The following is a 24,100-nucleotide window of genomic DNA, read 5'->3' as shown; positions in this document are numbered from 1 at the left end:
CTAACTTTGGACCGCTCGTGCGATCTGCTACATCGTCTGTCGCCATAAATACGGGAAGCAGACATGAAGATCGCAGTGATGGGCGCTGGAGCCGTTGGGTGTTTCTACGGCGGCATGCTTGCGCGCGGCGGGCATGAGGTGACGCTGATCGGCCGTCCGGTGCATGTCGAGGCCATCACCAAACGCGGTGGCCTGCGGTTTGAGAGCGCGATCTTCGATGGCGTCATTCCGATCGGTGCGAATACCAACCCCTCCGCCGTCGCCGGGGCCGATGTCGTGCTGTTCTGCGTGAAGTCCGCCGACACCGAGGAGGCGGGACAACAGATCGCGCCGCATCTCAAGAACGATGCCGTCGTCATCTCGCTGCAGAATGGCGTCGACAATGCCGAACGCCTCGCGGCCGTGCTCAAACAGGTCGTGCTGCCGAGCGTCGTGTATGTCGCGGCCGGAATGGGCGGGCCCGGCCACATCCAGCATCACGGGCGCGGCGATCTCATCATCGGCCCGTCGCCGCGCAGCGATGACATTGCGAAAACCTTCGCGGATGCTGCGATCCCGACCGTGGTGTCGGGCGAGGTGCTGCCGCGGCTGTGGGACAAGCTCATCATCAACTGCGCCTACAACGCGCTGTCGGCGATCGCGCAACTGCCTTACGGCCGTCTGTTCGAGGTGGAGGGCACGAAAGAGGTGATGGACAGCGCCATTCTCGAATGCATCGCGGTGGCATCGGAGCTTGGCATCGCGGTCTCGCCCGATATCCGCGAGAAGACCTACGCGCTGGTGAAGGTCATGCCGGATCAATATGCCTCCACCGCGCAGGATCTGGCGCGCGGCAGGCCCACCGAGATCGATTTCCTCAACGGCCATATCGTCCGCAAGGGGGCCGAATTCGGCATCCCCACGCCCTCGAACCTCGCGCTTCAGGTGGCCGTGAAACTGCGCGAACTGGAACGCGCGGGAAAAGCACCTAGATAGGCGCTGCGGCCCATCCGCCGCATTGTTATCCGCGACGGAGGTGCCTCTTGCTCGAAATGGGACTGGATACGTTCGGCGACGTGACCGCCGATGCGTCGGGGCAATTGCTGCCCCACGCGCAGGTGATCCGCGACGTGATCGAGGAAGCGGTGCTGGCCGACAGTCTCGGCATCGATTTCATCGGCCTTGGCGAGCATCATCGCGCCGACTTCGCGATCTCCGCGCCGGAAACGGTGCTGGCCGCGATTGCCGGCCAGACGACGCGCATCCGCCTCGGCACCGCCGTCACGGTGCTGTCGTCCGACGATCCGATCCGCGTATTCCAGCGGTTCGCGACGCTCGATGCCGCCTCGAACGGGCGTGCGGAGGTCATCCTCGGGCGCGGCTCGTTCACCGAATCCTTTCCGCTGTTCGGTTTTCCGCTCGATCAGTACGAGCGGCTGTTTCAGGAGAAGCTCGATCTTTTTGTCGAGGTACTCAAGCAGGAGCCCGTCACCTGGGAAGGTTCGATCCGACCGCCGCTTGTCAATCAGAGCATCTTCCCGCCCATCGAGCACGGGCGGCTGAAGGCATGGATCGGCGTCGGCGGCACGCCTCAATCGGTCGTGCGCGCGGCCTATTATCAACTGCCGCTGATGCTCGCGATCATCGGCGGCGATCCGCAGCGCTTTGCGCCCTATGTCGATCTCTATCGCCGCACCCATGAGCAGCGCAAAACGCCGATGCAGCCGGTCGGCATTCATTCGCCGGGCTATATCGCCGCGACCGACGAACAGGCGCGCGAGGAATTCTGGCTGCCTTATAAAGGTATGCGCGACCGCATCGGCGCGGAACGCGGCTGGCCGCCGATGGAGAAGGAGGAGTTCGAACGTGAGATCGAACGCGGCTCGCTCTACCTCGGCTCGCCCGACACGGTGGCGCGCAAGATCGCGGCGACGGTGAAGGCGCTCGGCGCGTCGCGCTTCGATCTGAAATACAGCGCCGGCACGCTGTCGCACGGCAAGCTGATGACCTGCATCGAACTCTACGGCCGCGAGGTGATGCCGCGCGTACGCGAGCTGCTGGCGTGAGGGCCTACCGGTCGCAGAGCTCCACAAGTGTCTGCGTCAGGATGCCGTCCGGCTTCGCCAGTTCGTCCATGATCGAATAATGATGATGGCCCGGCAGCACGTAGAGCTTTGCGTCGAGGCCAGCGGCCTGCGCGGCGCGGGCGTAGTCGGCGGACTGTCGCTGCAATTCGGGCAGTTCGTTTCCGCCTGACATGATGCGGGTGGGCGGCAGGCTCGCGCACAATTGGTGCTGCGGGCTGAGGTCGCGGATCTCGTCCGGTGTCAGTTGCAGCGGATCGTTGAGGTAATTCAGCGACAGCGGTTCGAGGTCGAAGATCCCGCTGATCGGCATGGTGCCGCGCACCGCCGTATGATCGGCGGTGATCGCGGTGAGGTGGCCGCCAGCCGACCAGCCGCCGACGTAAATCCGTTCACGGTCATAACCGAATCCGGTGGCCCTTTGCAGGTGCGTCAGGCCGTGGCGGATTTCGTCCACGATCTCATCGAGCCGTGCCTGTGGCGCGAGCGTATAGCCGAGAGCCGCGAAATCGATGCCGCGCGCGTTCGGTCCATCGGCGAGAAACGAAAACATCCCGATGGCGTTGCGCACCCAGTAGCCGCCATGGATGAAGACGAACAGCGGCGCACCGCTGCGGCCCGAGGGAAAGTAATCGAAGCGCTGGCGTTCGCGTGGTCCATAGGCCGAATCGAGCACGGCATCGGAGCGCCTGCGGGATTCCTGGCTGCGATGCGTCCATTCGACGAGCCATTGCGGGCTGTCGGCGACGGCCTTGGTGTTGTTGTAGGCGTCGTCGAGCAGGGCGCGCGTCATGCCGCGATAGACGATCTGCGAAGCATTTGTGTCTGACATCGGAAAAGCCGGTTGGAAAAGAGAATCCACGCTAGCAAAGCCGCTCCATCCGGCCAACAGCCATTGACGTGGCATCGCGGCGACGGCTTGATGGCGCGATGACGGACACTGCCCCCGACTCAAAATTCGCATCGCATTTCGTCGCCTCGCCGAATTTCGACGAGCGTGACGGGAGTCCGGTGGATGTCGTGGTGCTGCATTACACCGGAATGCCGGAAGAAGAGGCGGCGCTGGCGCGGCTGTGCGACCCGGAGGCGAAAGTTTCCTCCCATTATGTCGTGCGCGAGAGCGGCGAGATCGTGCAGCTTGTTGCCGAGGACAAGCGCGCCTGGCACGCGGGCGTCTCGCGCTGGCGCGAGTGGAGCGGCCTCAACGCGCGCTCGATCGGCATCGAGATCGTCAATCCGGGGCATGACGGCGGCTGCCCGCCATTTCCGGACGCGCAGATCGATGCGGTGATCGCGCTCACTAGTGACATCACGGCACGCCGGGCGCTCCCGCGCGATCAGGTGCTGGCGCATTCGGACATCGCGCCGCTGCGCAAGCAGGACCCCGGCGAATGGTTTCCGTGGGAAAGGCTCGCGGCGGAGGGCGTCGGGCTGTGGGTCGCGCCCGCGCCGCTATCCGACGAGGGGTTCGAAGCGAATCCGCGCGAACTGGATGCTTTCGTCGAGGCGCTCGCGACTTACGGATACGGGGTGGCGCTCTCCGATCCATGCGAGACCAAGCAGGCCGTCGTCGCTGCCTTCCAGCGGCATTTCCGCCCCGCGCGGGTCGATGGGCGAGTGGATCGCTCCAGCATCGATACGATGCTGCGGCTCCTGATGGCCCGGCAGGCGATGGCGGCCCGATCGTAACGATTCATCAAGAAATTCATGGTTACCAAAGTGTCAAACAGCTTTGGGATCAGGGCCATGAACGAGCAGGACGACAGTCACCATACCGGCAATTCGCAGGGTGATGGCGGCGGCCAGTCGCTCGTTCCCGCCGCTTCGGCACGCGCCGAAAGCGAGGGTTCTCCGGAGAGCAAGGCCAAGGATTTTTCCGGAGACGGGTCGAAAAACATCACGCTGCAGCGGTTGCCGCCGCAGGGCTCCTGGGAAGATATCGTGTTCGGCGATGCGCCTCCGCAGCCGCAGAACCCCCGTCAGTTCTCCTCGATGGCCCTGATGATCGGGGTGGCGGCGCTTGTCGGTGTGATGAGCAGCGTCGGCACCACCTGGTTCTCGAACGAGCATTTCGGCAGGGATGACAAGGCGCAGGCCGCCGTGGCAGAGCGCAACCGCGCGATCGATAACGCTTTCGCGCAGGTCAATTCCGAATTGCAGTCGTTGAAGATGTCGGCTGAAAACGCCGCCAAAACCAATGCCAGCAAGATCGCCAAGTTCGGCGAGGCGCTCGAGAAGATAAAAGCCGCCGACGCGACCGGCAGCATTCCCGCACCCGCCGCGCCTGCGCCGGTTCCGGCCAAGCCCGCGCCGCAGATCGCCCGATTGCCGACCATCGACGGCTGGGTCGTGCGCGCCGTCGCCAATGGCGGCGCACTGGTCGAGGGCCGAGCCGGTATTTTCGAGGTCTATGCTGGCGACCCATTGCCGGGCGTGGGCCGGGTTGATGCAATCCGCCGGCAGGACGGGCGCTGGGTGGTGGTCACGAGCCGCGGCCTGATTATCGCACGGTAGGTTCCTGCCTCACCGGGGAGTAAACCCGGGGCTGAAAATCTCCGATAAAATTTGAGCCTTTGCTTGAACGCTACGGCATGATCTTGCTGGCATGGTGCGCCTCATCGACAATGAGGTACATGCATGACGGGCGATATAAATTCTTCTCCGGACAACGTCGTCAAATTCTTTGCCGCGGAAGTGCGCGAGGCAGACGATGATGTGTGGCCCTCGCATGCCAATGACAATGCCTGTCCGTATTGCGGCGGCGTGCTGATGCCCGGCGACAAGGCGACGGATTGTTCGAGCTATAACCCGCGCATGCCGCGGATGTCGCCGCGGGCCTGGCGCGCGCTCGAAGATCGCATGATGGGACCGTGTTCGTATTGAACCTGCGTCTTGTGCTGTTGTGCCAGTAGGTCCAGCGAAATGCAGGCAAAATAAAAAGGCCAATCGACCGAATGACGGTGGATGGCCTCGGGACTTGCCCAGTCGGTTTGATTTAGTCGATCAACGATCTTGTGCCGAATTGAGCGCGGACCCGAAGAGACTTCAGGTTCGCGAAGGCCGGGATCAAACCTTCAGGTTTTCTGCCGACGTCTTGCCGCGGTTGGCGACTTCCTCGAACTCGATGGTCTGTCCTTCGTTCAGCGAAGTCAGACCCGCCTTTTCAACCGCAGAGATATGCACGAACACATCCTTGCCGCCGCCTGCGGGCTGGATGAAACCGTAGCCCTTGGTCGGGTTGAACCACTTCACAGTCCCTTTAGCCATTAGTCACTCTCCAGAAAGATACCAGTCGGCGCGCGGATGCGTGTCCAACGGCGCACACGATACGCAATTTATGCATGGGGTAAAGCGGCAAAGCCGAATTCGCCGGGTGGTACCGGGCCGGAGGCGGTGTGCCGGGGAGTATATTGCAATGCGAAGAGACCACCTTCCGGCCGGGGGACAGGCCGGAAAGTGGTCTTCGTGACCGCACGGATCAGTAGCAGACGTTCACCGTCCGCCAGCGATAGCCGTGGCGCGTCATGATGCGCTGGCGCCGCAGGCAGTCGTCATAAACCGGGCCGCCGACATAGACCGGGCCGACGCCGAGGCCGTAACCGAAGCCGCCGTGCCAGCCGTGATGGTGATGCCAGCCATGGGCGGATGCGGCGGTGGGTGCGAGCGCGGCAACGGTCAGGGCGGTGGCGGCGGCAAGTCCAAGGGTGAGTTTGCGCAACATGGTCGTTCTCCGATGAAAGGGCCGGACTGGCCCGATAATCGTTGGTTGCGCGACCCGCGGGGCGGGTTCATTCCGGTTCGGGGGAATCGGGATTTTTTTGTGCTTCGATCCGGGCGGCCGGATCGGCGCGGCGCATCAGGTCCTTCACCAGATCGGACAGGACCGGGCGGGGCAGCGCCGAAAACGGCAGCGGCCGTGTCACGTCGACGGCGGCGAGGCCAAGGCGCGCGGTGAGCAGGCCATTCAAAATACCTTCGCCAAGCCGCGCGGAGAGTTTCGCAGCAACGCCGTGTCCGAGGACCTGCTGGATCAGGCTGTCGCTTGCCGCCATGCCGCCGGTGACGGCGAGATGTGCGATGACGTGTCGCATCAGCCGGATCATGCCGAGCGTGCCGGGTCGCCCGCCGTAGAGCCGCGCGAGTTGCCGCACCAGCCGCAACGCTGCCGCGAACACGAACAGCATGTCGATCACAGCACCAGGGCTGACGGCGGTGACGATGGAGACGCGCGAGGCCGCGCTCGAGATCAGCCGCCGCGCCTCCTGGTCGAGCGGCGCCATCAGTGTCCGTTCGGCGAGGCGCAGCATGTCGGCGCCGTCGATGATGTCGTGGGTGTGGCTCTGCATCACCGCGCGGGCATGGGCAAGTTGTGGATTGTCGTGCGCGACCTTCAAGAGATCGCGGACGATGACATCGCTCTCCTTGCGATCATCCGAGACGAGCACGGCGTCGGCGCGGGCGTGCAACTGTTCGATGGTGTCGAGCCGGGCGAGCGCGAGTGCTTCACGCGCGACGATCACGACGAAGGCCAGCGCGCACAGAACCGCGAGCGCGAGGCCGGTGAAGCCCAGCGCATCGCTGCGCGCGAACAGGTCCTCGATCAGGTTGGCCGCACCCAAGCCGAGGCCGAGCACCACAAGCCCGCCCAGCGCGGTCCAGAACAGCCCGCCCCACGGAAAGCGGCGGCGGCGCGGGTGAGGCGTCGCGACGGGTGCCGGGAGTGCAGGCGCATCCGGTTCCGGTGTGATGCGGATGCCGCCATGCGAAGCACGGCCGCTCTCGCCGGCTTCCGCAACGGTCACGCGCGGATCGTCGAGCCGGAACGAAGCAGGTTTGCGCGGATGGCTGCGCTCGCTCATTGCAGTTTGTCTCCGATCAGGAATTGCAGCGCGCGGTCGAGGCGGATGTGGGGCAGCGCGGGCTCGCCTTGCGTGGCGTCGAGCCGGGGCGGGCGGAAACGCAGGAAGCGGTAATCGGCTTCACCGGGATGCGCGGAGCCTGAACCCTTGAACGTCCCCTCGCTGAACAGAGCATCCGGTGACGCCGGGAGGTCGCCGGGAAACGTCGCGACCTCGCTTTCGCCGTCGAGCGTCTCTTTGCCTGCGACTTCACCTTTCATTGGCGTGCCGATGATGGAAGGTAGCGTCTCGCCGTGATGCTGCACGCTTGCCTCGCGGGTGGCGCGCACGGCGGCGAGCGCCACCACGTCGGTGGTCGCGCCTGCGAATTCCGCGCGCGAGGCAGCGCGTTCCACCATCCGCCGCAGGATTGCTTCCAGCCGGTCGTGGCTCAGGTGATGCAGGTGATCGGCCTTGGTGGCCGCGAACAGGATGCGATCGATACGCGGACGGAACATCATGCTCAACAGCGTGCGCCGTCCGGTGTTGAAGCAATCGAGAATGCCTTCAAGCGCGCCTTCGAGGTCGCGCAGGGCTTCCGGCCCGGCGTTGAATGCGGCAAGCGCATCGACCAGCACGATCTGGCGGTCGAGCCGGGCGAAATGGTCGCGGAAGAATGGCCGCACCACGATGTCTTTGTAGGACTCATAGCGTCTGCGCATCATCGCCCACAGCGAGCCTGCGGGAGGCGTGCCGCCTGTGGGCAGATCGAGCGGCGCGAAGGTGAGGGCGGGCGAGTTCGCAAGCGCGCCCGGCATCAGGAAGCGGCCGGGCGGCAGCAGGCTCATGGCGAATTGCTCGTGGCGGCAGGCGCGCAGATATTCGGTAAAGAGCTTTGCCGCCGTCACCGCCGCCGCTTCGTTCTCCGGCGCGACGGGCGCAAGGCTTTCAAGATGCTCATGCCAAGGTCTGGCGAGCGCGGCGCGCGGCACCTGCCGCGACAGCGCAATGCTTTCCGCCGACCATTGTTCGTAGCTCTTGTGCAGCAGCGGCAGGTCGAGCAGCCATTCGCCGGGATAGTCGACGATATCGAGCGTCAGCGTGCGCATCGCGCCGTTCTCGCGCTGGTAGTCGATGGCGAGCCGCAATTCGCTGATGTCGGTGGTCGATTGCGGCCACAGCCGCTTCTCGATCAGCGTGGACAGATGCGCCTCGTAGGCGAAGCGCGGAATGCCGTCGTCCGGCTGCGGCTCCAGTCGCGCCCGCGCGATCCGCCCGCTGGACAGCGACTCGAACACTGGAAAGCGGCCGCCGCGCAGGAAGCCATGCACGAGTGCAGTGATGAACACCGTCTTGCCCGCGCGCGACAGGCCTGTGACGCCGAGGCGGACCGTCGGGTTGAGCAGGCTTTCGCTGTAGTCGAGCAGCGAGCGCGCCGACAGCCGCAGATCGTCAAGAATGTCAGACAGGCCTGGTGCCATAATTCGATCAAATGAAAGGGGAGGATAGCGTGGGTACCTCTAAAAAGCTGGCGATGATGGAACCCAAAATCAAGATGACGTGGATCGTCCGGAATTGTCGCGTTGTGGGGCGGTAGGGCTTTGTTGTGGGTCAAGGCGTAGGGTTGGATCGAAAGCGTAGTGGTTGATAGATGACGATTTTCCGGTTGAAAGATCTGACGGCCTTCCCGCCGCTGCCCGGCCGTGGAGCCAAGCACTGGTGTTACGACCGGGCCGAACTGATCGCCGACAGCATCGTTCACGTTACCGGCCTGTCGCTCGGGTTGATCGCCGCGACCACGCTGATCGTGCTCGCGGGGGTCTATGCCTCGACGCTCAATCTCGTCACCACCTCGATCTATGCCGCGGGGCTCATCGCCATGCTGGCATTCTCGGCCATCTACAATCTGTGGCCGATCTCGCCGGTGAAGTGGGTTTTACGCCGGTTCGACCATTCGGCGATCTACGTGCTGATCGCCGCCACCTACACGCCGTTCTTGGCGCAGATGACCGACCGCAGGCTTGGCTTCCTGCTGATGGGCGGGGTCTGGTCCGTTGCCCTGATAGGCATCGCGCTGAAGGTTTTTTACCCCGGCCGATTCGATAAGCTCGCCGTCGTACTTTATCTGGCGCTCGGCTGGAGCGGAGTGATAGCCTACGATTCCATCGCGGCGTCGCTCTCCAGCACGACGCTGTGGCTGATCGCCATCGGGGGTGTGCTGTATTCGGCCGGCGTGATCTTTCATGCCTGGGAGCGGCTGCGCTTCCATAACGCGATCTGGCATGGCTTCGTGCTGCTCGCGGCTGCCTGCCATTACAGCGCGGTGCTCGATACAGTGCTGATCGCGAACTGAGGCTTGCGCCTCCATTCACCTTGCAACGAAATTCAGACGCGGACGTTGAACTTTTCAACGCCCCGGCGGTTATGTTTTCGCGCATCGTTTTCGGCGCGGTTTTATTATGCCGTTTGCGAGGTTGTTTTTGCCGTCTCCCATTGAAGACTATGCCCTGATCGGGGATTGCCTCACCACCGCGCTTGTAAGCCGTGACGGTTCGATCGACTGGTTGTGCTGGCCGACATTCGACTCTGACGCCTGTTTCGCGGCCATGCTCGGCACGCCCGAGCATGGCCGCTGGAAGATTGCACCGAAGGATGCGGCAGTCACCGCCAAACGCGCCTATCGCGACGGCACCCTCATTCTCGAAACCACATTCAGTTGCAAAAGCGGCACCTGCACGCTGATTGATTTCATGCCGCCGCGTGGCGAGGCGTCCGACATCGTGCGGCTGGTGCGCGGCGATGCCGGCGTGGTCGAGATGCGGATGGAGTTGCTGCTGCGTTTCGGCTCCGGCGCCAACGTGCCATGGGTGCGGCGGCTCGATGACGGTACGCTGCAGGCGGTCGCGGGGCCGGACATGGTGGTGTTGCGCAGCAATGTCGAGATGCGCGGCGAAGGCATGACCACCGTCTCCGACTTCAAGGTGCACCAGGGCGAGACGTATCATTACGTGATGACTTACAATCCCTCGCATCTCCCGGTGCCCGAGGCGATCGATATCGAGATCGCGCTGGAGGAGACCGAGTCGTTCTGGACGGAATGGTCCTCTCGCTGCAATTTCAAGGGCAAGCATCGCGACTTTATCCAGCGTTCGCTGATCACGCTGAAGGCCATGACCTACGCGCCGACCGGTGGCATCGTCGCGGCGCCGACGACATCGCTGCCGGAAAAGGTCGGCGGGGCGCGGAATTGGGATTATCGGTTCTGCTGGCTGCGCGACGCCACCTTCACGCTGCTCGCTCTGATCGACAGCGGCTATGTCGAGGAAGCCGTCGCGTGGCACGAATGGCTGCTGCGTTCGGTGGCGGGTGCGCCCGCCGACATGCAGATCATGTACAGCATCACCGGCCAGCGCCGCCTGCTGGAATGGCAGGCGGACTGGCTGCCGGGCTATGAAAACTCGAAGCCGGTGCGGTTCGGCAATGCCGCGCACGCGCAGTTGCAACTCGATGTCTATGGCGAGCTGATGGACGCCTTCCATCAGGCGCGGGTGCACAAGATCCAGCTCAATGGCGAGACGTGGCCGGTCGAGACGGCGCTGTTGAAGCATCTCGCGCAGGTGTGGATGGAGCCTGATTGCGGCATTTGGGAGCGGCGGGACGTGCCTCGCCATTATGTATTCTCCAAGGTCATGTGCTGGGTGGCGTTTGACCGAGCCGTTCTTGCTGTCGAAGAGTTCGGCAGAAAAGGGCCGGTGGAGGAATGGCGCGCCATCCGCGACGGCATCCATGCCGAGATTTGCGCCAATGGCTTCGATGCGCAGGAAAATACTTTCGTCGAAGCCTATGGCTCGAAGATGCTGGATGCGAGCCTGCTGTTGCTGCCCGCCGTGGGCTTTCTCAAGCCGGACGATCCGCGCATCATCGGCACCATCGCCGCGATTGAACGGCGCATGATGAAGGATGGATTCGTGCTGCGGCACGATCCGCAGGAGGCGCGTGACGGCGAAGTGCAGCCGATCGAGGGCGCGTTCCTGGCATGCACGCTATGGCTTGCGGATGTCTATGTATTGCTCGGGCGTGTCGACGACGCGCGCGAGCTTTATTTGCGGGTACACGGCATCGCCAATGATGTCGGCCTGTTGTCGGAGGAGTACGACCCGACCCTGCGGCGGCAGACCGGGAATTTCCCGCAGGCGCTGACGCATATCGCGATGATCAACAGCGCGCAGAACATCTTTGCGGCACTGCATCCCGACAAACCCGCCGTGCAGCGCGCGAAGAAGAACTAGGCAAGCGCCAGAATTTTGTCGATGGCGGATGCCACGCCGTCTTCTTCATTGGATGACGTTGTGTAGGTCGCGCGCTTCTTCACCGCGTCGCTGGCATTGCCCATCGCAAACGATATCCCGCCCTTGAGGAACATCGGCAGGTCGTTGGCCATGTCGCCGATAACGGCGACCTCCTTGAGCGGAATGCCGAGCCGGGCAGCGCTTTCCTCGACGAAGGTGCCTTTGTCAAGGCTGGGTGGCGTCACGTCGAGATAGTAATTCTGCGAACGTGCCGCATGGGCGGCTTTGCCGAGCGCCGCTTTGAGGTCTGGCTCGCAGGCTGCCAGCAACTCGAAATCCTCGCTGACGCCGACGATCTTGCAGATGCCGTCGCGCGGAAGCGCATTATCGTCGACGACTTCCGGCTCGAAATCGATGGTATGGCGCTCGCGCGCGACATAGGGGGTGTCACCGCGCCGCACCAGCCAGCGTTCCGCGGTGAACAGCCATATCTCCACGCCCCGCTCGTTGAGAAGGTCGAGCGCGACATCGACGGCATCGTGCGGAATGGTGTGGTTCTCGATGATGGAGCCGTCGGGGCTGAAGAGCGTGCTGCCGTTGAACGCGCCCATCGGCAACATGAGCTTCAAGGGCGCCGACAGCATCCGTATGCCGAAGGGCGGGCGGCTGCTGACGACTGTGAATGCGATGCCGCGCGTGTGCAGGCGATGCACAGCGGCGATGACGCCGGGTGTCAATTGCTTGTCGCGCGTGACCAGCGTGCCGTCGACATCGGAAACCACCAGACGAACGGGGCTCATGAGGTGCGGGCTCCTGGTTTGTCGGGGAGGTGCAAGGCAGTGATGATTGTATCCACGATGCGCTCCACCGGTGCGTCGATGCCGACTGTAAGGATATGTTCGCCGGGCTGCGGTGGTTCCAGTGCGTCGATCTGGCTCTTGAGCAACTCTGGCGGCATGAAATGACCGCTGCGATGCTTAAGGCGCTGTGCGATCAAATCGGCTGGCCCTTTCAGGTAGACGATCCGTACATCCTTGCGGCCATGCACGAGAATGTCGCGGTAGGCACGTTTCAGCGCGGAGCAGGCGATAATCACCGGCGTGTTGTCGTCGGCGTAACGGTCGATGGCGTCCGCGATGGCATGCAGCCAGGGCAGGCGATCGTCGTCGGTCAGCGGAATTCCAGCCTTCATTTTTTCGATATTGGCGGCGGGGTGATAATCGTCGCCGTCGGCTTCTGCAAAACCGGTGCGCGCGGCAAGCGCCTCCGAGATCGTGGTCTTGCCCGATCCGGATACGCCCATCACGACAATGATCCTGACGGCATCGGTTGCCATCACGCCTCACAGGACTCTGGAGCTGCCGCCCTGTCGATTAGCCACCATGTCTCGCCGCGTGCCGACTGCGCGTGTGCGGCTGGTAAATCTTCGCCTGCGAGCACGCGCGACAGGATCGCGCGCTTGTCGTGACCGGAGGCGAGTAACAGCATCTCGCGGCATTGCGCGAGGCACGGCAGCGTCAGGCTGACGCGCGGCACGAAGGGTGCGACATGCGCCTGCGGCACGCCTGCAACCCAATGCTCGGTCTCGGAGGCGGCGGGATAGCCCGGAAACAACGAGGCGGTGTGGCCGTCTGGCCCGACGCCGAGCAGCACGAGATCAAACAGCGGTGCGCCGTCGGTGCGATGGCGAGCCTGAAATTCGCGCAAGGTCTGTTCGTAGGCCCGCGCGGCCTCAACCGGCGAGGCTGCATCCGTCGGGATCGCGTGGATGTTCTCGGGCGGCGCGCAGCCGTCGAGGAACGCATGGCGCGCCATGCCGATATTGCTGAGTTCGTCGTCTGGCGGCACGAAGCGGTCATCGCCGATGAACCACTGCACCCGCTGCCACGGCAACTGGTTGCGCCATTCCGGCGTCGCCAGCAATTGATAGAGCCGCTTTGGCGTGGAGCCGCCGGTGAGGCAGATCGCAGGCTCGCCGGTGTTCTCTCTGGCGCGTGCAACGACGCGCTCCGCCGCCCGCTCGGCGAGGGCCACCGCGTCCCGCTCGATGATGATGCGCGGACGGGGCATTGTCATTCGCCATCGATGGCGCGCCAGCGGCGGCCGTCGCGCTCCAGCAGCTCGTGCGCTTCCTCGGGGCCGTCGGTGCCGGCCTGGTACATCGCAAGTCCCTTGCCGCCGGCTTTCTTCCACGCGTCGAGAAAAGGCTGCACCGCTGCCCATCCGGCTTCCACACCATCGGCGCGCTGGAACAGGATGTTGTCGCCGATCATGCAATCGTAGATCAGCGTCTCGTAACCGGTGTTCGGCGAGGCCTTGAAGTAGTCCTTGTACCTGAACTTCATTTCCACACCGTCGATCGTCACCTGTGGGCCGGGCACCTTGGTGTTGAACTGCAGCATGATGCCTTCGGTCGGCTCGATGCCGATGACCAGATAGTTCTGCGACAGCCGTTCGACCTCGGTGGTGCGGAACATCGAGAACGGCGCCTGCTTGAAGCGGATCGCGACTTCCGTGCGTTTGGCGGCGAGCGCCTTACCGGTGCGCAGATAGAACGGCACGCCCGCCCAGCGCCAGTTGTCGATGGTGAGTTTCAGCGCGGCGTAGGTCTCCACCGTGCTGTCCGGCGAGACGTCCTTGGTCTGGCGGTAATAGCCGACCTGCCGGTCGCCGATGCGGCCCGCGAGGTATTGCCCGCGCACTGAATTCTTCAGCGCCTCCGCCTCGGTCTGGGTCTGGATCGCGGCGAGCGCCTCGCCCTTCTCCGAGCGCACCGAATGCGCATCGAAGCGCGAGGGCGGCTCCATCGCCACCAGCGCCATCAACTGAAACAGATGGTTCGGCACCATGTCGCGCAGCGCGCCGGTCTGTTCGTAGAAGCTGCCACGCGTGCCGACATCGATGGTCTCCGACACGGTGATCTGGACATGATCGATGTGGTTGCGATTCCAGATCGGCTCGAACATGCCGTTGGCGAAGCGCAGCACGAGGATGTTTTGCACCGTCTCTTTGCCGAGATAGTGGTCGATGCGATAAATCTGGTGCTCGTCGGCAAGCTTGAGAAGATCAGCGTTGAGCTGCTTGGCGGATTGCAGGTCGGTGCCGAACGGCTTTTCGATGACGAGCCGCCGCCACGCACCATCTTTTTCCTTGAGCAGGCCGGCTGCGCCCAGCATCTCGCTGATCGGCTTGAACGCGCCGGGCGGCACGGCAAGATAGAACAGATGGTTGGTGACACCTTTGTCTTTGCGGGCCTTTTCAAGCTGCGCCTTCAGGTTCTCGACGGATTTGGGATCGCTCGGATCGGCATGGATCGAGGTGAGACAGCCGAACAGTTTGTCGGCGATCTCCTGTTTCACCGGGCGGGTGGCATGTTTCTCAAGCCCCTTCATCAGGTCGGTCTTGAGCGTCTTGCTCTGGGTCTCGGTGCGCGTCACGCCGATGATGCAGAATTTTTCCGGCAGCAGGCCGGATTCTTCCAGATTGTAGAGTGCGGGAATGACCAGCCGGTGGGAGAGATCGCCGGTGACGCCGAAGATCACGAAGCAGCACGAATCCGGAATCCGCTCGCGTGCGTTCACGGTATCGGCATTCATCATGGGCAGACTCCTGCTTAGTCGTCTTTGGGCTTGAGCTTCTCCGGCGCCTTGGCGCCTGGCGCGTCAGGGTGCTGCTGCGGCTCCTTGTGGCCGCCGAAGCCTGCGCGCATCGCAGAGAGAATCTTTTCAGCGAAGGTGTGTTCCTTGCGTGAGCGGAAACGCGCGAACAAAGCGGCGGTAATCACTTCCGCGGGCACGGATTCGTCGATCGCGGCGGCAATGGTCCAGCGGCCTTCGCCGGAATCCTCGACGAAGCCGGAATATTGGTCGAGCCTATCGTTGCGCGCGAGTGCGGAGGCGGTGAGATCGAGCAGCCATGACGAGATCACGCTGCCGCGCCGCCAGACTTCCGCGACATCGGCAACATTGACGTCGAAGCGGTGCTCGGGCGGCAGCGCCTCGATGTTGGCGTTCTTGAGAATGTCGAAGCCTTCGGCGTAAGCCTGCATCAGCCCGTATTCGATGCCGTTATGCACCATCTTGACGAAATGTCCGGCGCCGACAGGCCCGGCATGGATGTAGCCCTGCTCGGCGCGGGGGTCGCGCGCCTCACGTCCGGGCGTGCGCGGCACGCCGCTTTCGCCGGGCGCGAGCGTTGCGAAGATCGGATCGAGCCGGTCGACATTCGCCTTGTCGCCGCCGATCATCATGCAGTAGCCACGCTCATAGCCCCAGATGCCGCCACTGGTGCCGACATCGATGTAGTGGATGCCTTTTTCCTTTAATGCCTGCGCACGGCGTACGTCGTCCTGCCAGAAGGTGTTGCCGCCATCGATGATGGTGTCACCCTTTTGCAGAATGGAGGAGAGCGCGTGGATCGTGTCCTCGGTGATCTTGCCAGCAGGGAGCATGATCCAGACGGTGCGCGGCGCTTTCAGCTTCGCCGCGACATCTTTTAACGAGGCGGTGGCGATGGCGCCGTGCTGCGCCAGTTCGTCCACCGCCTTGGGATTGACGTCGAACACGACGACCTCGTGCTTGCCCATTTCGATCAGGCGGCGCGTGATGTTGCCGCCCATCCGGCCAAGGCCGACAAGTCCGATCTGCATGGTGTCTTCCTATGACAGTGCTTTGGCGACCGCGCTGTTGATGGCGGCAAGACCCTTGGAAACGTCCCCCTTGATGTGAAGCCGCAGGGCGCGGCGGTCGCGCTCGGTGAGCACGTCGAAATCGCCGCGTGCCTGCGCCGCCTTGATGATGCCGAAGCTCGCCGTCTGTCCCGGCACCGGCAGGTCCTTGGCGTCGTCGGCGGTGATCTGAACGAACACGCCGGTGTTCGGCCCGCCCTTGTAGGCCTGCCCGGTGGAGTGCTGGAAGCGCGGGCCGAAGCCGACGCAGGTAGCGACATGCTTGTTGTCGCGGATGGCAATGCGCGCCTTCTGAAGCGCGGCGATGTCCTTGTCGTTATGGTCGATATAAGCGAGCAGGGCGGCGTAGTCGCCGGACTCGATGCGCGAGAAATGCGCCTTGAGCCACGATTCCACCGTGCCGTTCGCGCCTGCTTCGCGCAGCGCCTCGGCGTTGTTGCGGTCGGTATAGACCGCGAGGTTGCCGTCGGTGACGAGCGGTTCTTCCTGCGGTAGCGCGCCGGATTTTTCAAAAGCGGCGGTGAGCTCGCGGGTCTTGACCTTGGCGGCCTCGACATCCGGCTGGTCGAAAGGGTTGACGCCGATCACGCTGCCCGCGACCGCCGTCGCCATCTCGAAGCGGAAGAACTCCTGGCCGATATGAGCGGCGTCCGTCACCGCGATGCGGATCACCGGATGGCCTGCCTGTTCAAGCGCCTTGAGGGCGGCCTCGCGCGAGGTGTCGCCTTTCAAGGCGAGATCGACGAAAACGCGATCATCGCCATACACGTCCGGCTTGCCGAGCGGCTCGTCGGCGAGCGGGATCAGCGCGCGGCCGTTCTTGCCGGTAGATTCGGCAATCAATTGTTCGGTCCATGCGCCGAAGTCCTCGATCTGGTTCGAGGCCGACAGCGTGACCTTGTCGCGGCCCGCGCGGGCCGCAGCACCAAGTGCCAGGCCGAGCTGGATGCCGGGGTTCTCGTGCGGCGGCACGTCCGCGCCGCAGGCATGCGCCATCGCGCCCGCCGCTGCGAGGAATTTTTTAAGATCGATACCTGCCGCGGCCGCAGGCACGAGGCCGAACGGCGAGATCACCGAATAGCGGCCGCCGATGCTCGGCTCGCCATGGAAGACGTGGATGAAGTTACGCTGCCGCGCGACCTTTTCCAGCGACGAGCCGGGATCGGTGACGGCGATGAAGTGCACGCCGGGCTTCTGGCCGCTGACCTTCTCCACGCGCGCGAAGAAATAATCCATCAGTGCGTTCGGCTCGGTGGTGCCGCCGGACTTGCTGGAGACGATGAACAGTGTACGGGTGAGGTTGATGGATTTCTCGACGCGCCGCACCTGCGCGGGATCGGTGGAGTCGAGGATGTGCAGCTTCGGGAAGCCCTTCGCCTGCTTGAAGGTGGTGGCGAGCACTTCCGGCCCGAGGCTCGATCCGCCCATGCCGAGCACCACGGCATCGGTGAACTTCGCGCGCTTCACCGCGTCGGCGAAGCGCTGGTAGAGCTTGAGCGAATCCTGCTCGCGCTCGACGGCGTCGAGCCAGCCGAGCCATTTGGCCTCGTCGTGATTGGTCCACACCGAGGCGTCGCGCTTCCACAGCCTGCGGCCCTTGCCCTCGGCGCGCCAGTCGTCGGTCAGTGCCTTGGTGGTGCGGGTGAGATCGTCACCGAGCGCAAGCGCCTGCGTGTCGATCTTCGCGCCCAGCATCCGCGCGCGCTTGGAGGCGACCGCGCCGAGGAGCTGGTCGGCGGCTTCCGAGAACAGCCGCACGCCGTCGTCCACCAGATGGTCAGTGATGGCATCGAGCGAGATGCCGGCCAGCCTCAGGCCGGACAGGATTCCTTCGGCCTCCTGAATATTCTCCTCCAGCGTATCGCGGACCTTGCCGTGATCGCGGAAGGCATCGAGCGTCGCGGGCGGCACGGTGTTCACCGTGTCCCTGCCGATCAGGTCCTCGACATACAGCACGTCGCTGTAGGCCTTGTTCTTGGTGCCGGTCGAGGCCCAGAGCAGGCGTTGCACGCGCGCGCCCTTCGCCTCCAGTGCCTTCCAGCGGTCGGAGGCGATGACCTTTTTATAATGCTGATAGGCGAGCTTGGCGTTGGCGACGGCGACCTTGCCCTTCAGCGCAGCCAACTGCGCCTTGCGGTCATCGTCGTTGGCGGCGGCGATCTTGTCATCGAGCTGGCGGTCCACGGCGGTATCGATGCGGGACACGAAGAACGAGGCGACGCTGGCAACCTTGGAGAGATCGCCGCCGGTTGCGGCGTATTTCTCCAGCCCCGAGATATAGGCCTCCAGCACGTCGGCATAGACCTTCTGCGAGAACAGCAGCGTGATGTTGATGCTGAGACCTTCGGCGGTGAGTTGCTCGATCGCGGGCAGGCCCTCGCTTGTGCCCGGCACCTTCACCATCAGGTTTTTGCGGCCGACCGCCTTCCACAGCCGCCGCGCCTCTTGGAGCGTGCCCTCGGTGTCACGCGCGAGATAGGGCGAGACTTCGAGGCTGACGTAGCCGTCATGGCCATGCAGTTCGTCATAGACAGGCCGCAGAACGTCGGCGGCGTTCTGGATATCCTCGATGGCGACGGATTCATAGAGATCGATCACCGAGCGGTCGCCGCCCTTCAGGAGCTTTGCGAATGCGGCATCGTATTCGTCGCCGGTGCCGATGGCTTTCTCGAAAATCGAGGGATTGGAGGTGACGCCACGTACGCCGTCGCGCTCGATCAGCGCTTTCAGCTCTCCCTTGGCAATGAAGCCGCGCGCGAGGAAGTCGAGCCAGATCGACTGGCCATGGTTCTGCAATTCTTTGAGAGGATTCATGATGCCTTGTTCTGTTCGATTTGACGCAATGCCGCTTCGACGACCTTATCCGGTGTGAAGCCGAATTTCTTCAACAGATCCTTCAGCGGAGCCGACGCGCCGAAAGTATGCATACCGATGATGGCACCGGAAGGGCCTGCGTAACGATCCCAGCCGATGGGGGAGCCTTGCTCCACGGCCACCCGCGCGGTGATATGCGGGGGCAGCACGGTGTCGCGGTAGGATTTGTCCTGTTTTTCGAACAAATCCCATGACGGCATGCTGACCACGCGGGCGCGGATGCCGCGTGATTTCAACTCCTCGAAGGCTGCGACGCACAATTGTACCTCGCTGCCGGTACCGATCAGGATGACCTGCGGCTCGCCGTCGCTATCCGCCATCACATAGGCACCGCGTGCGACCCCGGACGCGGAAGCATATTTACCGCGGTCGAAAATCGGCAGGGCCTGGCGGCTCAGGATCAGCGCTGCCGGTTCGTCCTTGAGGCTGACGATGACTTTATAAGCCTCTCTTACTTCATTGGCGTCGGCCGGGCGCAGCACGACGAGGTTCGGGATGGCGCGCAGGCCTGCCAGTTGTTCGATCGGCTGATGGGTCGGCCCGTCTTCGCCGACGCCGATGGAATCGTGGGTGAAGACATGGAAGATCGGCAGCCGCATCAAGGCGGCGAGCCGGATCGGCGGACGCATGTAGTCAGAGAAAATCAGAAAGGTCGCGCCGAAAGCGCGCAGATGGCACAGACCCATGCCGTTGACGATGGCGCCCATGCCGTGTTCGCGAATTCCGAAATGCATGTTGCGTCCGCCGGGGGTGGCCTTTTCCAGCGCGGTCATGCCTTCGCTGGTAAGCTTGGTCTTGGTTGACGGTGCGAGGTCGGCCGCGCCGCCCAGCACCCACGGCAATTCCTCGGCGATGGCGTTCAGCACTTTTCCCGAAGCCTCGCGCGTGGCGATGCCTTTCGCGTCCGGTTTGAAGACGGGCAGGGTGCTGGCCCAGTTTTCGGGTAATCCATGCCTCAGGCAGCGTTCGATCTGTCCGGCCTCGCGGTGGTACTCCTTCGCGTATTGCGCAAAGCCCTTTTCCCACGCCGCGCGCGCGGCGGCACCGCGTTGGCCGATGCCGGCATGGAAGCGTTCGCGCACGCCGTCCGGCACGTAGAAATCCTTGTCCTGCGGGAAGCCGAGAAACGCCTTGGTCTTTTTCACTTCGTCGGCGCCAAGCGCGTCGCTGTGGATTTTCGACGTGCCCTGCATGTCCGGCGCGCCGTAGCCGATCACGCTGTTGACGATAATCAGGGTGGGGCGGCCCTTGGTTTCGCGGAATTCCTCCAGCGTGGCACGCACACGGTTGCAATCGTTGGCGTCCGCGACATGGGTGACATGCCAGCCATAGCCGCGGAAACGCTCCGCGACATTCTCATCGAACGCGAGTTCGGTGTGGCCTTCGATGGTGACGGTGTTGCTGTCGTAGATCCAGCACAGGTTGTCGAGCCCGAGATGGCCCGCGAGGGAGGCGGCTTCCGAGGCGACGCCCTCCATCATGTCGCCGTCGCTGCAGATGTTGTAGACGTTGAAGTCGAAAATGGTGTGTCCCGGCTTGTTGTAATGCGCGCCCAGCCAGCGCGAGGCGATCGCCATGCCGACGCTGTTGCCGCAGCCCTGTCCCAGTGGACCGGTGGTGGTCTCGACGCCGGTGGTGTGGCCGTATTCGGGGTGGCCCGGCGTCACGCTGTCGATCTGGCGGAAATGCTCGATGTCGTCGAGCGTCACCGCGAGCTTGTCCGTTGCCTTGCCGTCCTTCAGGCGCTTGATGCAGGACAGGTGAAACAGCGAATACAGCAGCATCGAGGCATGGCCGCACGACAGCACGAAGCGGTCACGGTTTGGCCATAGCGGTTCATCGGGGTCGTAGCGCAGCACCTCCTGCCACAGCGTGTAGGCGACGGGCGCGAGCCCCATCGGCGCGCCGGCATGGCCCGAATTGGCCTTTTGCACGGCGTCGATGGTGAGGGTGCGGATGGTGTTGATGCAGAGCTGATCGATGTCGGCCTGGGCGCGTGGTTGATCATTCGGTGTCGAGCGCGGAGCATCCATTGGTGATTTTCCCGGCGTGGCTGAAAACGTCTGTCTTGCGTCCGTGCCCCGGCGGCAAAGCTATAACTGGAATAAAACGGACGTAAGACGGGATGGTTCCCGTTTCGGGCGGTGTCGCGACGACGTGAAGATGCGCCTATGATGAGGCAACGGAGGCGCACATGAGAGTGGCAATAGGTGTGGTGATCGGGTTGGCGATCGGCTATCTCGCGATGTATTATTTCAAAAGCGGACATTTGCCGTTCTGACTGACCTTAACTGGCACACGGCAACGCATGGCAGGCATGCCTGCGGCGACAATTAAAGGACGATGATGAGCGAGGAATTGCCCGACCGCCTCTCGGTGGACCCCAACAGCCCGTTTTACGACGAGAAGGTTTTGTCTCGCGATATCGGCATCCGCTTCAAGGGCGTCGAGAAAACCAATGTCGAGGAATATTGCGTCAGCGAGGGCTGGGTGCGCATGAGCGTCGGCTCGGCGAAGGACCGCCACGGCAATCCGATCACCATGAAATTTTCCGGTACCGTCGAGCCGTACTTCAAGAGCTGATTATTTTCCGACGAGCTTCGGCAGGTCGGACAATGCGCGGATGCGGTGATCCGGCAGGAATCCCAACTCGTCCATCTGCGTTCGCACGGCCTTGAACATGGTGACGGGAGCGACCGGCGCGCCGGGCTTAATCTCGGCGGCCATCGCCTGCGGGGTGACGCGTTCGATCCATGCGACGTTGAGGCCGAAGGATTTCGCGCCCGCGACGTCGAACGGATTTGACGAGACGAAGATCACCTCGCTCGGCTTCACGCCGAGTCTTTTCTCGATCAGCGTGTAGGCCTGCGGCGCGGGCTTGAAGATGCGCTCGCTGTCGATGCTGATGGTGGCGTCAAGGGTTTGATCGAGGCCGGTGTTTTTCACCAGATCGTTGAGCATCTGGCTGCTGCCGTTCGACAGAATGGCGAGCTTGTGGCCTTTCAAGGCCGCAAGTGCTGCCTTGGCGTCCGGATACAGGTCGAGGTGGATGTATTTGTCCATGATGCGCTCGAACACGGCGTCGCTGTAGGTGAGGCCGAGCAGCTTCAACGAATAGACGAGCGATTCCCGTGTCACGACCGAGAAATCCGCATAGCGCTGCATCATGCTGCGCTGCCAGGTGTATTCGAGCTGCTTCATCCGCCAGACCTGCGTGATGAAATCACCATGGCCGGGGAAGGCCTCCTCGGTGACGGCCGCGACCGACTGGATATCGTAGAGCGTGCCATAGGCGTCGAACACGAAGGCTTTGATGGTCATGGGCGGTCCATTTTGCAAAGAGCGATTGCGAACCTGAAACGGCACGAGGCGTTAGGTGCTCGTCTCAATCGCGAAGGACGCAAACCATGGCAAAAACCGCGACACGGCGCAAACGGACGGCAACATCAAAATTGCGCGGCACCCATGCGCGCAAGGCACGTAACAAAAAGGCAAGCGCCAAACCCACGGCGCGGCGGACGCGCAAAGCCGGTCCACATGCCGCAAAGCGTCCGGTGAAGAAATGGTCGAAGCACGTCACGCAGACCAGCGACGCGCTCGATCTCAAGCATAATGTCTTCAAACAGGATAGCCCGAAGGCGATCGCACGGTCACTGAAGCGTTCGGCCGAGCATAGCCACCGGCGCAAGAGCGATCCATATCGCTCGGCGATGTCGATGCTGGTGTTCTATATCAACCGCGCAGGCAAGAACCTGCCCGCCACACGGCGCAAGAAGCTGGAAGCTGCGAAAGGCGAATTGCGCAAGGCTTTCGGCAAGGCGGCGTAGGCAAAAGATTGCGATACGCCGCCTTGTGAAAATCAGCCGTGCAGTTTCTTCGCGGTTTCGGCGATGGTGCGGCCCTGATAGCGCGCGGCATCGAGTTCGTTCTGGCTCGGCATGCGTGAGCCGTCGCCATCAGTAATCGTCGTCGCACCGTAAGGTGCGCCGCCGGTCACTTCCTTGACGCCCATCTGTCCGGCGAAGCCGTAGTTCAACCCGACGATCACCATGCCGAAGTGCAGGAGGTTGGTGATGATGGAAAACAGGGTCGTCTCCTGACCGCCGTGCTGGGTCGCGGTCGAGGAGAATGCGCCGCCGACCTTGCCGTGCAGCGCGCCCTTCGCCCACAGGCCGCCGGCCTGATCGAGGAAGCTCGCCATCTGCGAGGAGATGCGGCCGAAGCGGGTGCCGGTGCCGACGATGATGGCGTCGTAATTCGCAAGATCCTCGATTTTGGCGATTGGGGCAGCCTGATCGAGCTTGAAATGCGCGGCTTTTGCGACTTCGAGAGGGGCGGTCTCAGGCACGCGCTTGATGTCGACGGTTGCGCCTGCCTCGCGCGCGCCTTCGGCAACGGCGTTGGCCATGGCTTCAATGTGGCCGTAGGTAGAATAATAAAGAACGAGAACTTTTGGCATCGGAGGCTCCAACTAAATTCAAGGTGATTGAGAGAAGGGGCCGTGGCCCGTGAGGGCCACGGCGTTGGTGTCAGTGCAGGCGCGCGCGGCAGTGCCGGGCATGGCCGAGCAGCGTCCGCAGGCTTGCGGTCACCACCGGCATCGCGAGCAAGAGATCGATCATGCCGCCGTCTCCACCAGCACGAGTTCGGAGTCTTCCAGCGCGGTGATGCGCAGGTTCGGCTCATTGCTGATCGCGACACCGTCGCGTGCATTGGCGCGGACGCCGTTGATCTCGACCGCGCCGGTCGCGGGCACGAGATAACCCTTGTGGTTATCGTTGAGCGCCACATCGACGCTCTCGCCCGCCTTCAGCGTGGTGCCGAGCACCCGTGCTTCGGCGCGGATCGGCAAGGCGTCGGCGTCGTCCTTGAAGCCGCTGGCCAGCGCCACGAACTTGCCGGAGCGATTGCCCTTCGGGAAAGGCTTTGCGCCCCAGCACGGCTGGCCGCCCTGCTGCGTCGGCTCGATCCAGATCTGGAACAGCGTCGTCTTGACCGGCTCGAGGTTGTACTCGGCATGGCGGATGCCAGAGCCTGCGCTCATCACCTGAACGTCACCGGCTTCGGTGCGACCCTTGTTGCCGAGCGAGTCCTGATGCGTGATCGCGCCTTCGCGGACATAGGTGATGATCTCCATGTCCGAATGCGGATGCGCCGGAAAGCCGGTGTTGGGTGCGATCTCGTCGTCGTTCCAGACGCGCAGCGCGCCGTGGCTCATGCGGGCGGGATCGTAGTAGCTCGCGAACGAGAAGTGATGCTTGGCGTTGAGCCAGCCGTGGTTGGCGCCGCCAAGAGAACTGAAGGGACGAAGTTCGATCATGTCATGTCCTCCATTGCCTGGGGTTGTGG

At 63.3% G+C, this 24,100-nt stretch carries 24 protein-coding genes; 9 read left to right on the top strand and 15 right to left on the bottom strand.

From position 1 onward, the window contains the following. Positions 1–63 precede the first annotated feature (63 nt). Together AFIDRAFT_RS02060 and AFIDRAFT_RS02055 are read left to right on the top strand one after the other, a co-directional pair. Positions 64–975, top strand: a complete 912-nt coding sequence (locus tag AFIDRAFT_RS02060) for a ketopantoate reductase family protein (protein ID WP_009337349.1) — start codon at positions 64–66, stop codon at positions 973–975. 56 nt (positions 976–1,031) lie between these two features. Then, positions 1,032–2,045, top strand: a complete 1,014-nt coding sequence (locus AFIDRAFT_RS02055) for an LLM class flavin-dependent oxidoreductase (protein WP_040297718.1) — start codon at positions 1,032–1,034, stop codon at positions 2,043–2,045. Between the two features lie 4 nt (positions 2,046–2,049). Here AFIDRAFT_RS02055 and AFIDRAFT_RS02050 read toward each other — a convergent pair whose 3' ends face one another. Beyond that, entirely contained in the window at positions 2,050–2,895 is an 846-nt protein-coding gene (locus tag AFIDRAFT_RS02050; RefSeq protein ID WP_009337346.1) for an alpha/beta hydrolase, read from the bottom strand. A gap of 98 nt (positions 2,896–2,993) precedes the next feature. On the opposite strand from AFIDRAFT_RS02050, the gene AFIDRAFT_RS02045 reads away from it, so the two are divergent. The 3 genes from AFIDRAFT_RS02045 (at position 2,994) to AFIDRAFT_RS02035 (ending at position 4,946) form a co-directional block, all read left to right on the top strand. Next, a complete protein-coding gene (locus AFIDRAFT_RS02045; RefSeq protein WP_009337344.1) occupies positions 2,994–3,752 on the top strand; it encodes an N-acetylmuramoyl-L-alanine amidase in 759 nt (252 codons plus the stop codon). A gap of 57 nt (positions 3,753–3,809) precedes the next feature. Beyond that, positions 3,810–4,577 (top strand): hypothetical protein, encoded by a 768-nt coding sequence (locus AFIDRAFT_RS02040; RefSeq protein ID WP_009337343.1) that lies wholly within the window; start codon positions 3,810–3,812, stop codon positions 4,575–4,577. 123 nt (positions 4,578–4,700) lie between these two features. Continuing rightward, positions 4,701–4,946, top strand: a complete 246-nt coding sequence (locus AFIDRAFT_RS02035; protein WP_009337341.1) for a hypothetical protein — start codon at positions 4,701–4,703, stop codon at positions 4,944–4,946. 183 nt (positions 4,947–5,129) lie between these two features. On the opposite strand, the gene AFIDRAFT_RS02030 is transcribed toward AFIDRAFT_RS02035, so the two are convergent. The 4 genes from AFIDRAFT_RS02030 to AFIDRAFT_RS02015 all read right to left on the bottom strand — a co-directional run bounded on the left by AFIDRAFT_RS02030 (position 5,130) and on the right by AFIDRAFT_RS02015 (position 8,382). Beyond that, positions 5,130–5,330, bottom strand: coding sequence for a cold-shock protein (locus AFIDRAFT_RS02030; protein WP_009337339.1), 201 nt, complete (start codon positions 5,328–5,330; stop codon positions 5,130–5,132). Positions 5,331–5,541: 211 nt separating this feature from the next. Then, positions 5,542–5,784: a hypothetical protein gene (locus AFIDRAFT_RS02025; protein ID WP_009337338.1), complete on the bottom strand. Its 243-nt coding sequence runs from the start codon at positions 5,782–5,784 to the stop codon at positions 5,542–5,544. A gap of 67 nt (positions 5,785–5,851) precedes the next feature. Further along, on the bottom strand, positions 5,852–6,922 hold the full coding sequence (locus tag AFIDRAFT_RS02020; protein ID WP_009337336.1) for a YcjF family protein: 1,071 nt from the start codon (positions 6,920–6,922) through the stop codon (positions 5,852–5,854). Beyond that, entirely contained in the window at positions 6,919–8,382 is a 1,464-nt protein-coding gene (locus AFIDRAFT_RS02015; RefSeq protein ID WP_009337335.1) for a YcjX family GTP-binding protein, read from the bottom strand. Before AFIDRAFT_RS02015 ends, AFIDRAFT_RS02020 begins: the two co-directional genes overlap by 4 nt. A 170-nt stretch (positions 8,383–8,552) precedes the next feature. Here AFIDRAFT_RS02015 and trhA point away from each other — a divergent pair, with 170 nt between their 5' ends. Both trhA and AFIDRAFT_RS02005 read left to right on the top strand, forming a co-directional pair. Further along, positions 8,553–9,254 carry a PAQR family membrane homeostasis protein TrhA gene (trhA, locus tag AFIDRAFT_RS02010; protein ID WP_009337334.1) on the top strand — a complete coding sequence of 234 codons (702 nt, stop codon included), beginning with the start codon at positions 8,553–8,555 and terminating at the stop codon, positions 9,252–9,254. 127 nt (positions 9,255–9,381) lie between these two features. Then, positions 9,382–11,190 (top strand): glycoside hydrolase family 15 protein, encoded by a 1,809-nt coding sequence (locus tag AFIDRAFT_RS02005; RefSeq protein ID WP_040297965.1) that lies wholly within the window; start codon positions 9,382–9,384, stop codon positions 11,188–11,190. On the opposite strand, the gene AFIDRAFT_RS02000 is transcribed toward AFIDRAFT_RS02005, so the two are convergent. Genes AFIDRAFT_RS02000 through tkt form a run of 7 tightly spaced genes read right to left on the bottom strand, consistent with a single transcriptional unit; the run spans position 11,187 to position 20,784 of the window. Beyond that, on the bottom strand, positions 11,187–11,990 hold the full coding sequence (locus tag AFIDRAFT_RS02000; RefSeq protein WP_009337332.1) for a Cof-type HAD-IIB family hydrolase: 804 nt from the start codon (positions 11,988–11,990) through the stop codon (positions 11,187–11,189). The two genes, AFIDRAFT_RS02005 and AFIDRAFT_RS02000, sit on opposite strands and share 4 nt — an antisense overlap. Continuing rightward, entirely contained in the window at positions 11,987–12,526 is a 540-nt protein-coding gene (locus tag AFIDRAFT_RS01995; RefSeq protein WP_009337331.1) for a gluconokinase, read from the bottom strand. Before AFIDRAFT_RS01995 ends, AFIDRAFT_RS02000 begins: the two co-directional genes overlap by 4 nt. Further along, the gene (gene pgl / locus AFIDRAFT_RS01990; protein ID WP_009337330.1) at positions 12,526–13,266 is read right to left on the bottom strand and encodes a 6-phosphogluconolactonase; all 741 of its coding nucleotides are present in this window, start codon (positions 13,264–13,266) and stop codon (positions 12,526–12,528) included. The genes AFIDRAFT_RS01995 and pgl overlap by 1 nt, the downstream gene beginning before the upstream one ends. Further along, on the bottom strand, positions 13,263–14,789 hold the full coding sequence (zwf, locus tag AFIDRAFT_RS01985) for a glucose-6-phosphate dehydrogenase (RefSeq protein WP_009337329.1): 1,527 nt from the start codon (positions 14,787–14,789) through the stop codon (positions 13,263–13,265). Before zwf ends, pgl begins: the two co-directional genes overlap by 4 nt. Before the next feature lie 14 nt (positions 14,790–14,803). After that, positions 14,804–15,838 carry a phosphogluconate dehydrogenase (NAD(+)-dependent, decarboxylating) gene (gene gnd, locus AFIDRAFT_RS01980; protein ID WP_009337328.1) on the bottom strand — a complete coding sequence of 345 codons (1,035 nt, stop codon included), beginning with the start codon at positions 15,836–15,838 and terminating at the stop codon, positions 14,804–14,806. A 9-nt stretch (positions 15,839–15,847) separates the two neighbouring features. Beyond that, a complete protein-coding gene (locus AFIDRAFT_RS01975; protein ID WP_009337327.1) occupies positions 15,848–18,691 on the bottom strand; it encodes a bifunctional transaldolase/phosoglucose isomerase in 2,844 nt (947 codons plus the stop codon). After that, positions 18,688–20,784: a transketolase gene (gene tkt / locus AFIDRAFT_RS01970; protein ID WP_009337326.1), complete on the bottom strand. Its 2,097-nt coding sequence runs from the start codon at positions 20,782–20,784 to the stop codon at positions 18,688–18,690. The genes AFIDRAFT_RS01975 and tkt overlap by 4 nt, the downstream gene beginning before the upstream one ends. Positions 20,785–21,097: 313 nt before the next feature. Here tkt and AFIDRAFT_RS01965 point away from each other — a divergent pair, with 313 nt between their 5' ends. Continuing rightward, entirely contained in the window at positions 21,098–21,334 is a 237-nt protein-coding gene (locus tag AFIDRAFT_RS01965) for a DUF3297 family protein (RefSeq protein WP_009337325.1), read from the top strand. On the opposite strand, the gene AFIDRAFT_RS01960 is transcribed toward AFIDRAFT_RS01965, so the two are convergent. Then, positions 21,335–22,072 (bottom strand): haloacid dehalogenase type II, encoded by a 738-nt coding sequence (locus AFIDRAFT_RS01960; protein ID WP_009337324.1) that lies wholly within the window; start codon positions 22,070–22,072, stop codon positions 21,335–21,337. Positions 22,073–22,158: 86 nt separating this feature from the next. Between AFIDRAFT_RS01960 and AFIDRAFT_RS01955 the strand changes: the two genes are divergently transcribed. Continuing rightward, positions 22,159–22,578 (top strand): DUF3175 domain-containing protein, encoded by a 420-nt coding sequence (locus AFIDRAFT_RS01955; protein WP_009337323.1) that lies wholly within the window; start codon positions 22,159–22,161, stop codon positions 22,576–22,578. 32 nt (positions 22,579–22,610) lie between these two features. On the opposite strand, the gene wrbA is transcribed toward AFIDRAFT_RS01955, so the two are convergent. Then, positions 22,611–23,210 (bottom strand): NAD(P)H:quinone oxidoreductase, encoded by a 600-nt coding sequence (gene wrbA, locus AFIDRAFT_RS01950; RefSeq protein WP_009337322.1) that lies wholly within the window; start codon positions 23,208–23,210, stop codon positions 22,611–22,613. A 159-nt stretch (positions 23,211–23,369) separates the two neighbouring features. Further along, positions 23,370–24,071, bottom strand: coding sequence for a pirin family protein (locus tag AFIDRAFT_RS01945; protein WP_009337320.1), 702 nt, complete (start codon positions 24,069–24,071; stop codon positions 23,370–23,372). Positions 24,072–24,100: the final 29 nt, after the last annotated feature.

It is taken from the genome of Afipia sp. 1NLS2 (assembly GCF_000178995.1).
GTDB lineage: Bacteria > Pseudomonadota > Alphaproteobacteria > Rhizobiales > Xanthobacteraceae > Afipia.
The sequence above is the reverse complement of the archived record's forward strand: the minus strand, read 5'-3'. Positions and strand labels throughout refer to the sequence as shown.

Excerpts from the sequence above, each read along its gene's own strand:
- AFIDRAFT_RS02000 (WP_009337332.1), bottom strand. The coding sequence starts at position 11,990 with ATGAGCCCCGTTCGTCTGGTGGTTTCCGATGTCGACGGCACGCTGGTC.
- AFIDRAFT_RS01965 (WP_009337325.1), top strand. The coding sequence starts at position 21,098 with ATGAGCGAGGAATTGCCCGACCGCCTCTCGGTGGACCCCAACAGCCCG.
- tkt (WP_009337326.1), bottom strand. The coding sequence starts at position 20,784 with ATGGATGCTCCGCGCTCGACACCGAATGATCAACCACGCGCCCAGGCC.
- AFIDRAFT_RS01960 (WP_009337324.1), bottom strand. The coding sequence starts at position 22,072 with ATGACCATCAAAGCCTTCGTGTTCGACGCCTATGGCACGCTCTACGAT.
- AFIDRAFT_RS01975 (WP_009337327.1), bottom strand. The coding sequence starts at position 18,691 with ATGAATCCTCTCAAAGAATTGCAGAACCATGGCCAGTCGATCTGGCTC.
- AFIDRAFT_RS01955 (WP_009337323.1), top strand. The coding sequence starts at position 22,159 with ATGGCAAAAACCGCGACACGGCGCAAACGGACGGCAACATCAAAATTG.
- zwf (WP_009337329.1), bottom strand. The coding sequence starts at position 14,789 with ATGATGAATGCCGATACCGTGAACGCACGCGAGCGGATTCCGGATTCG.
- AFIDRAFT_RS02030 (WP_009337339.1), bottom strand. The coding sequence starts at position 5,330 with ATGGCTAAAGGGACTGTGAAGTGGTTCAACCCGACCAAGGGCTACGGT.
- trhA (WP_009337334.1), top strand. The coding sequence starts at position 8,553 with ATGACGATTTTCCGGTTGAAAGATCTGACGGCCTTCCCGCCGCTGCCC.
- gnd (WP_009337328.1), bottom strand. The coding sequence starts at position 15,838 with ATGCAGATCGGACTTGTCGGCCTTGGCCGGATGGGCGGCAACATCACG.
- AFIDRAFT_RS02055 (WP_040297718.1), top strand. The coding sequence starts at position 1,032 with ATGGGACTGGATACGTTCGGCGACGTGACCGCCGATGCGTCGGGGCAA.
- AFIDRAFT_RS02045 (WP_009337344.1), top strand. The coding sequence starts at position 2,994 with ATGACGGACACTGCCCCCGACTCAAAATTCGCATCGCATTTCGTCGCC.
- wrbA (WP_009337322.1), bottom strand. The coding sequence starts at position 23,210 with ATGCCAAAAGTTCTCGTTCTTTATTATTCTACCTACGGCCACATTGAA.
- AFIDRAFT_RS02025 (WP_009337338.1), bottom strand. The coding sequence starts at position 5,784 with ATGTTGCGCAAACTCACCCTTGGACTTGCCGCCGCCACCGCCCTGACC.
- AFIDRAFT_RS02035 (WP_009337341.1), top strand. The coding sequence starts at position 4,701 with ATGACGGGCGATATAAATTCTTCTCCGGACAACGTCGTCAAATTCTTT.
- AFIDRAFT_RS02060 (WP_009337349.1), top strand. The coding sequence starts at position 64 with ATGAAGATCGCAGTGATGGGCGCTGGAGCCGTTGGGTGTTTCTACGGC.
- AFIDRAFT_RS01995 (WP_009337331.1), bottom strand. The coding sequence starts at position 12,526 with ATGGCAACCGATGCCGTCAGGATCATTGTCGTGATGGGCGTATCCGGA.
- pgl (WP_009337330.1), bottom strand. The coding sequence starts at position 13,266 with ATGACAATGCCCCGTCCGCGCATCATCATCGAGCGGGACGCGGTGGCC.
- AFIDRAFT_RS02040 (WP_009337343.1), top strand. The coding sequence starts at position 3,810 with ATGAACGAGCAGGACGACAGTCACCATACCGGCAATTCGCAGGGTGAT.
- AFIDRAFT_RS01945 (WP_009337320.1), bottom strand. The coding sequence starts at position 24,071 with ATGATCGAACTTCGTCCCTTCAGTTCTCTTGGCGGCGCCAACCACGGC.
- AFIDRAFT_RS02050 (WP_009337346.1), bottom strand. The coding sequence starts at position 2,895 with ATGTCAGACACAAATGCTTCGCAGATCGTCTATCGCGGCATGACGCGC.
- AFIDRAFT_RS02015 (WP_009337335.1), bottom strand. The coding sequence starts at position 8,382 with ATGGCACCAGGCCTGTCTGACATTCTTGACGATCTGCGGCTGTCGGCG.
- AFIDRAFT_RS02020 (WP_009337336.1), bottom strand. The coding sequence starts at position 6,922 with ATGAGCGAGCGCAGCCATCCGCGCAAACCTGCTTCGTTCCGGCTCGAC.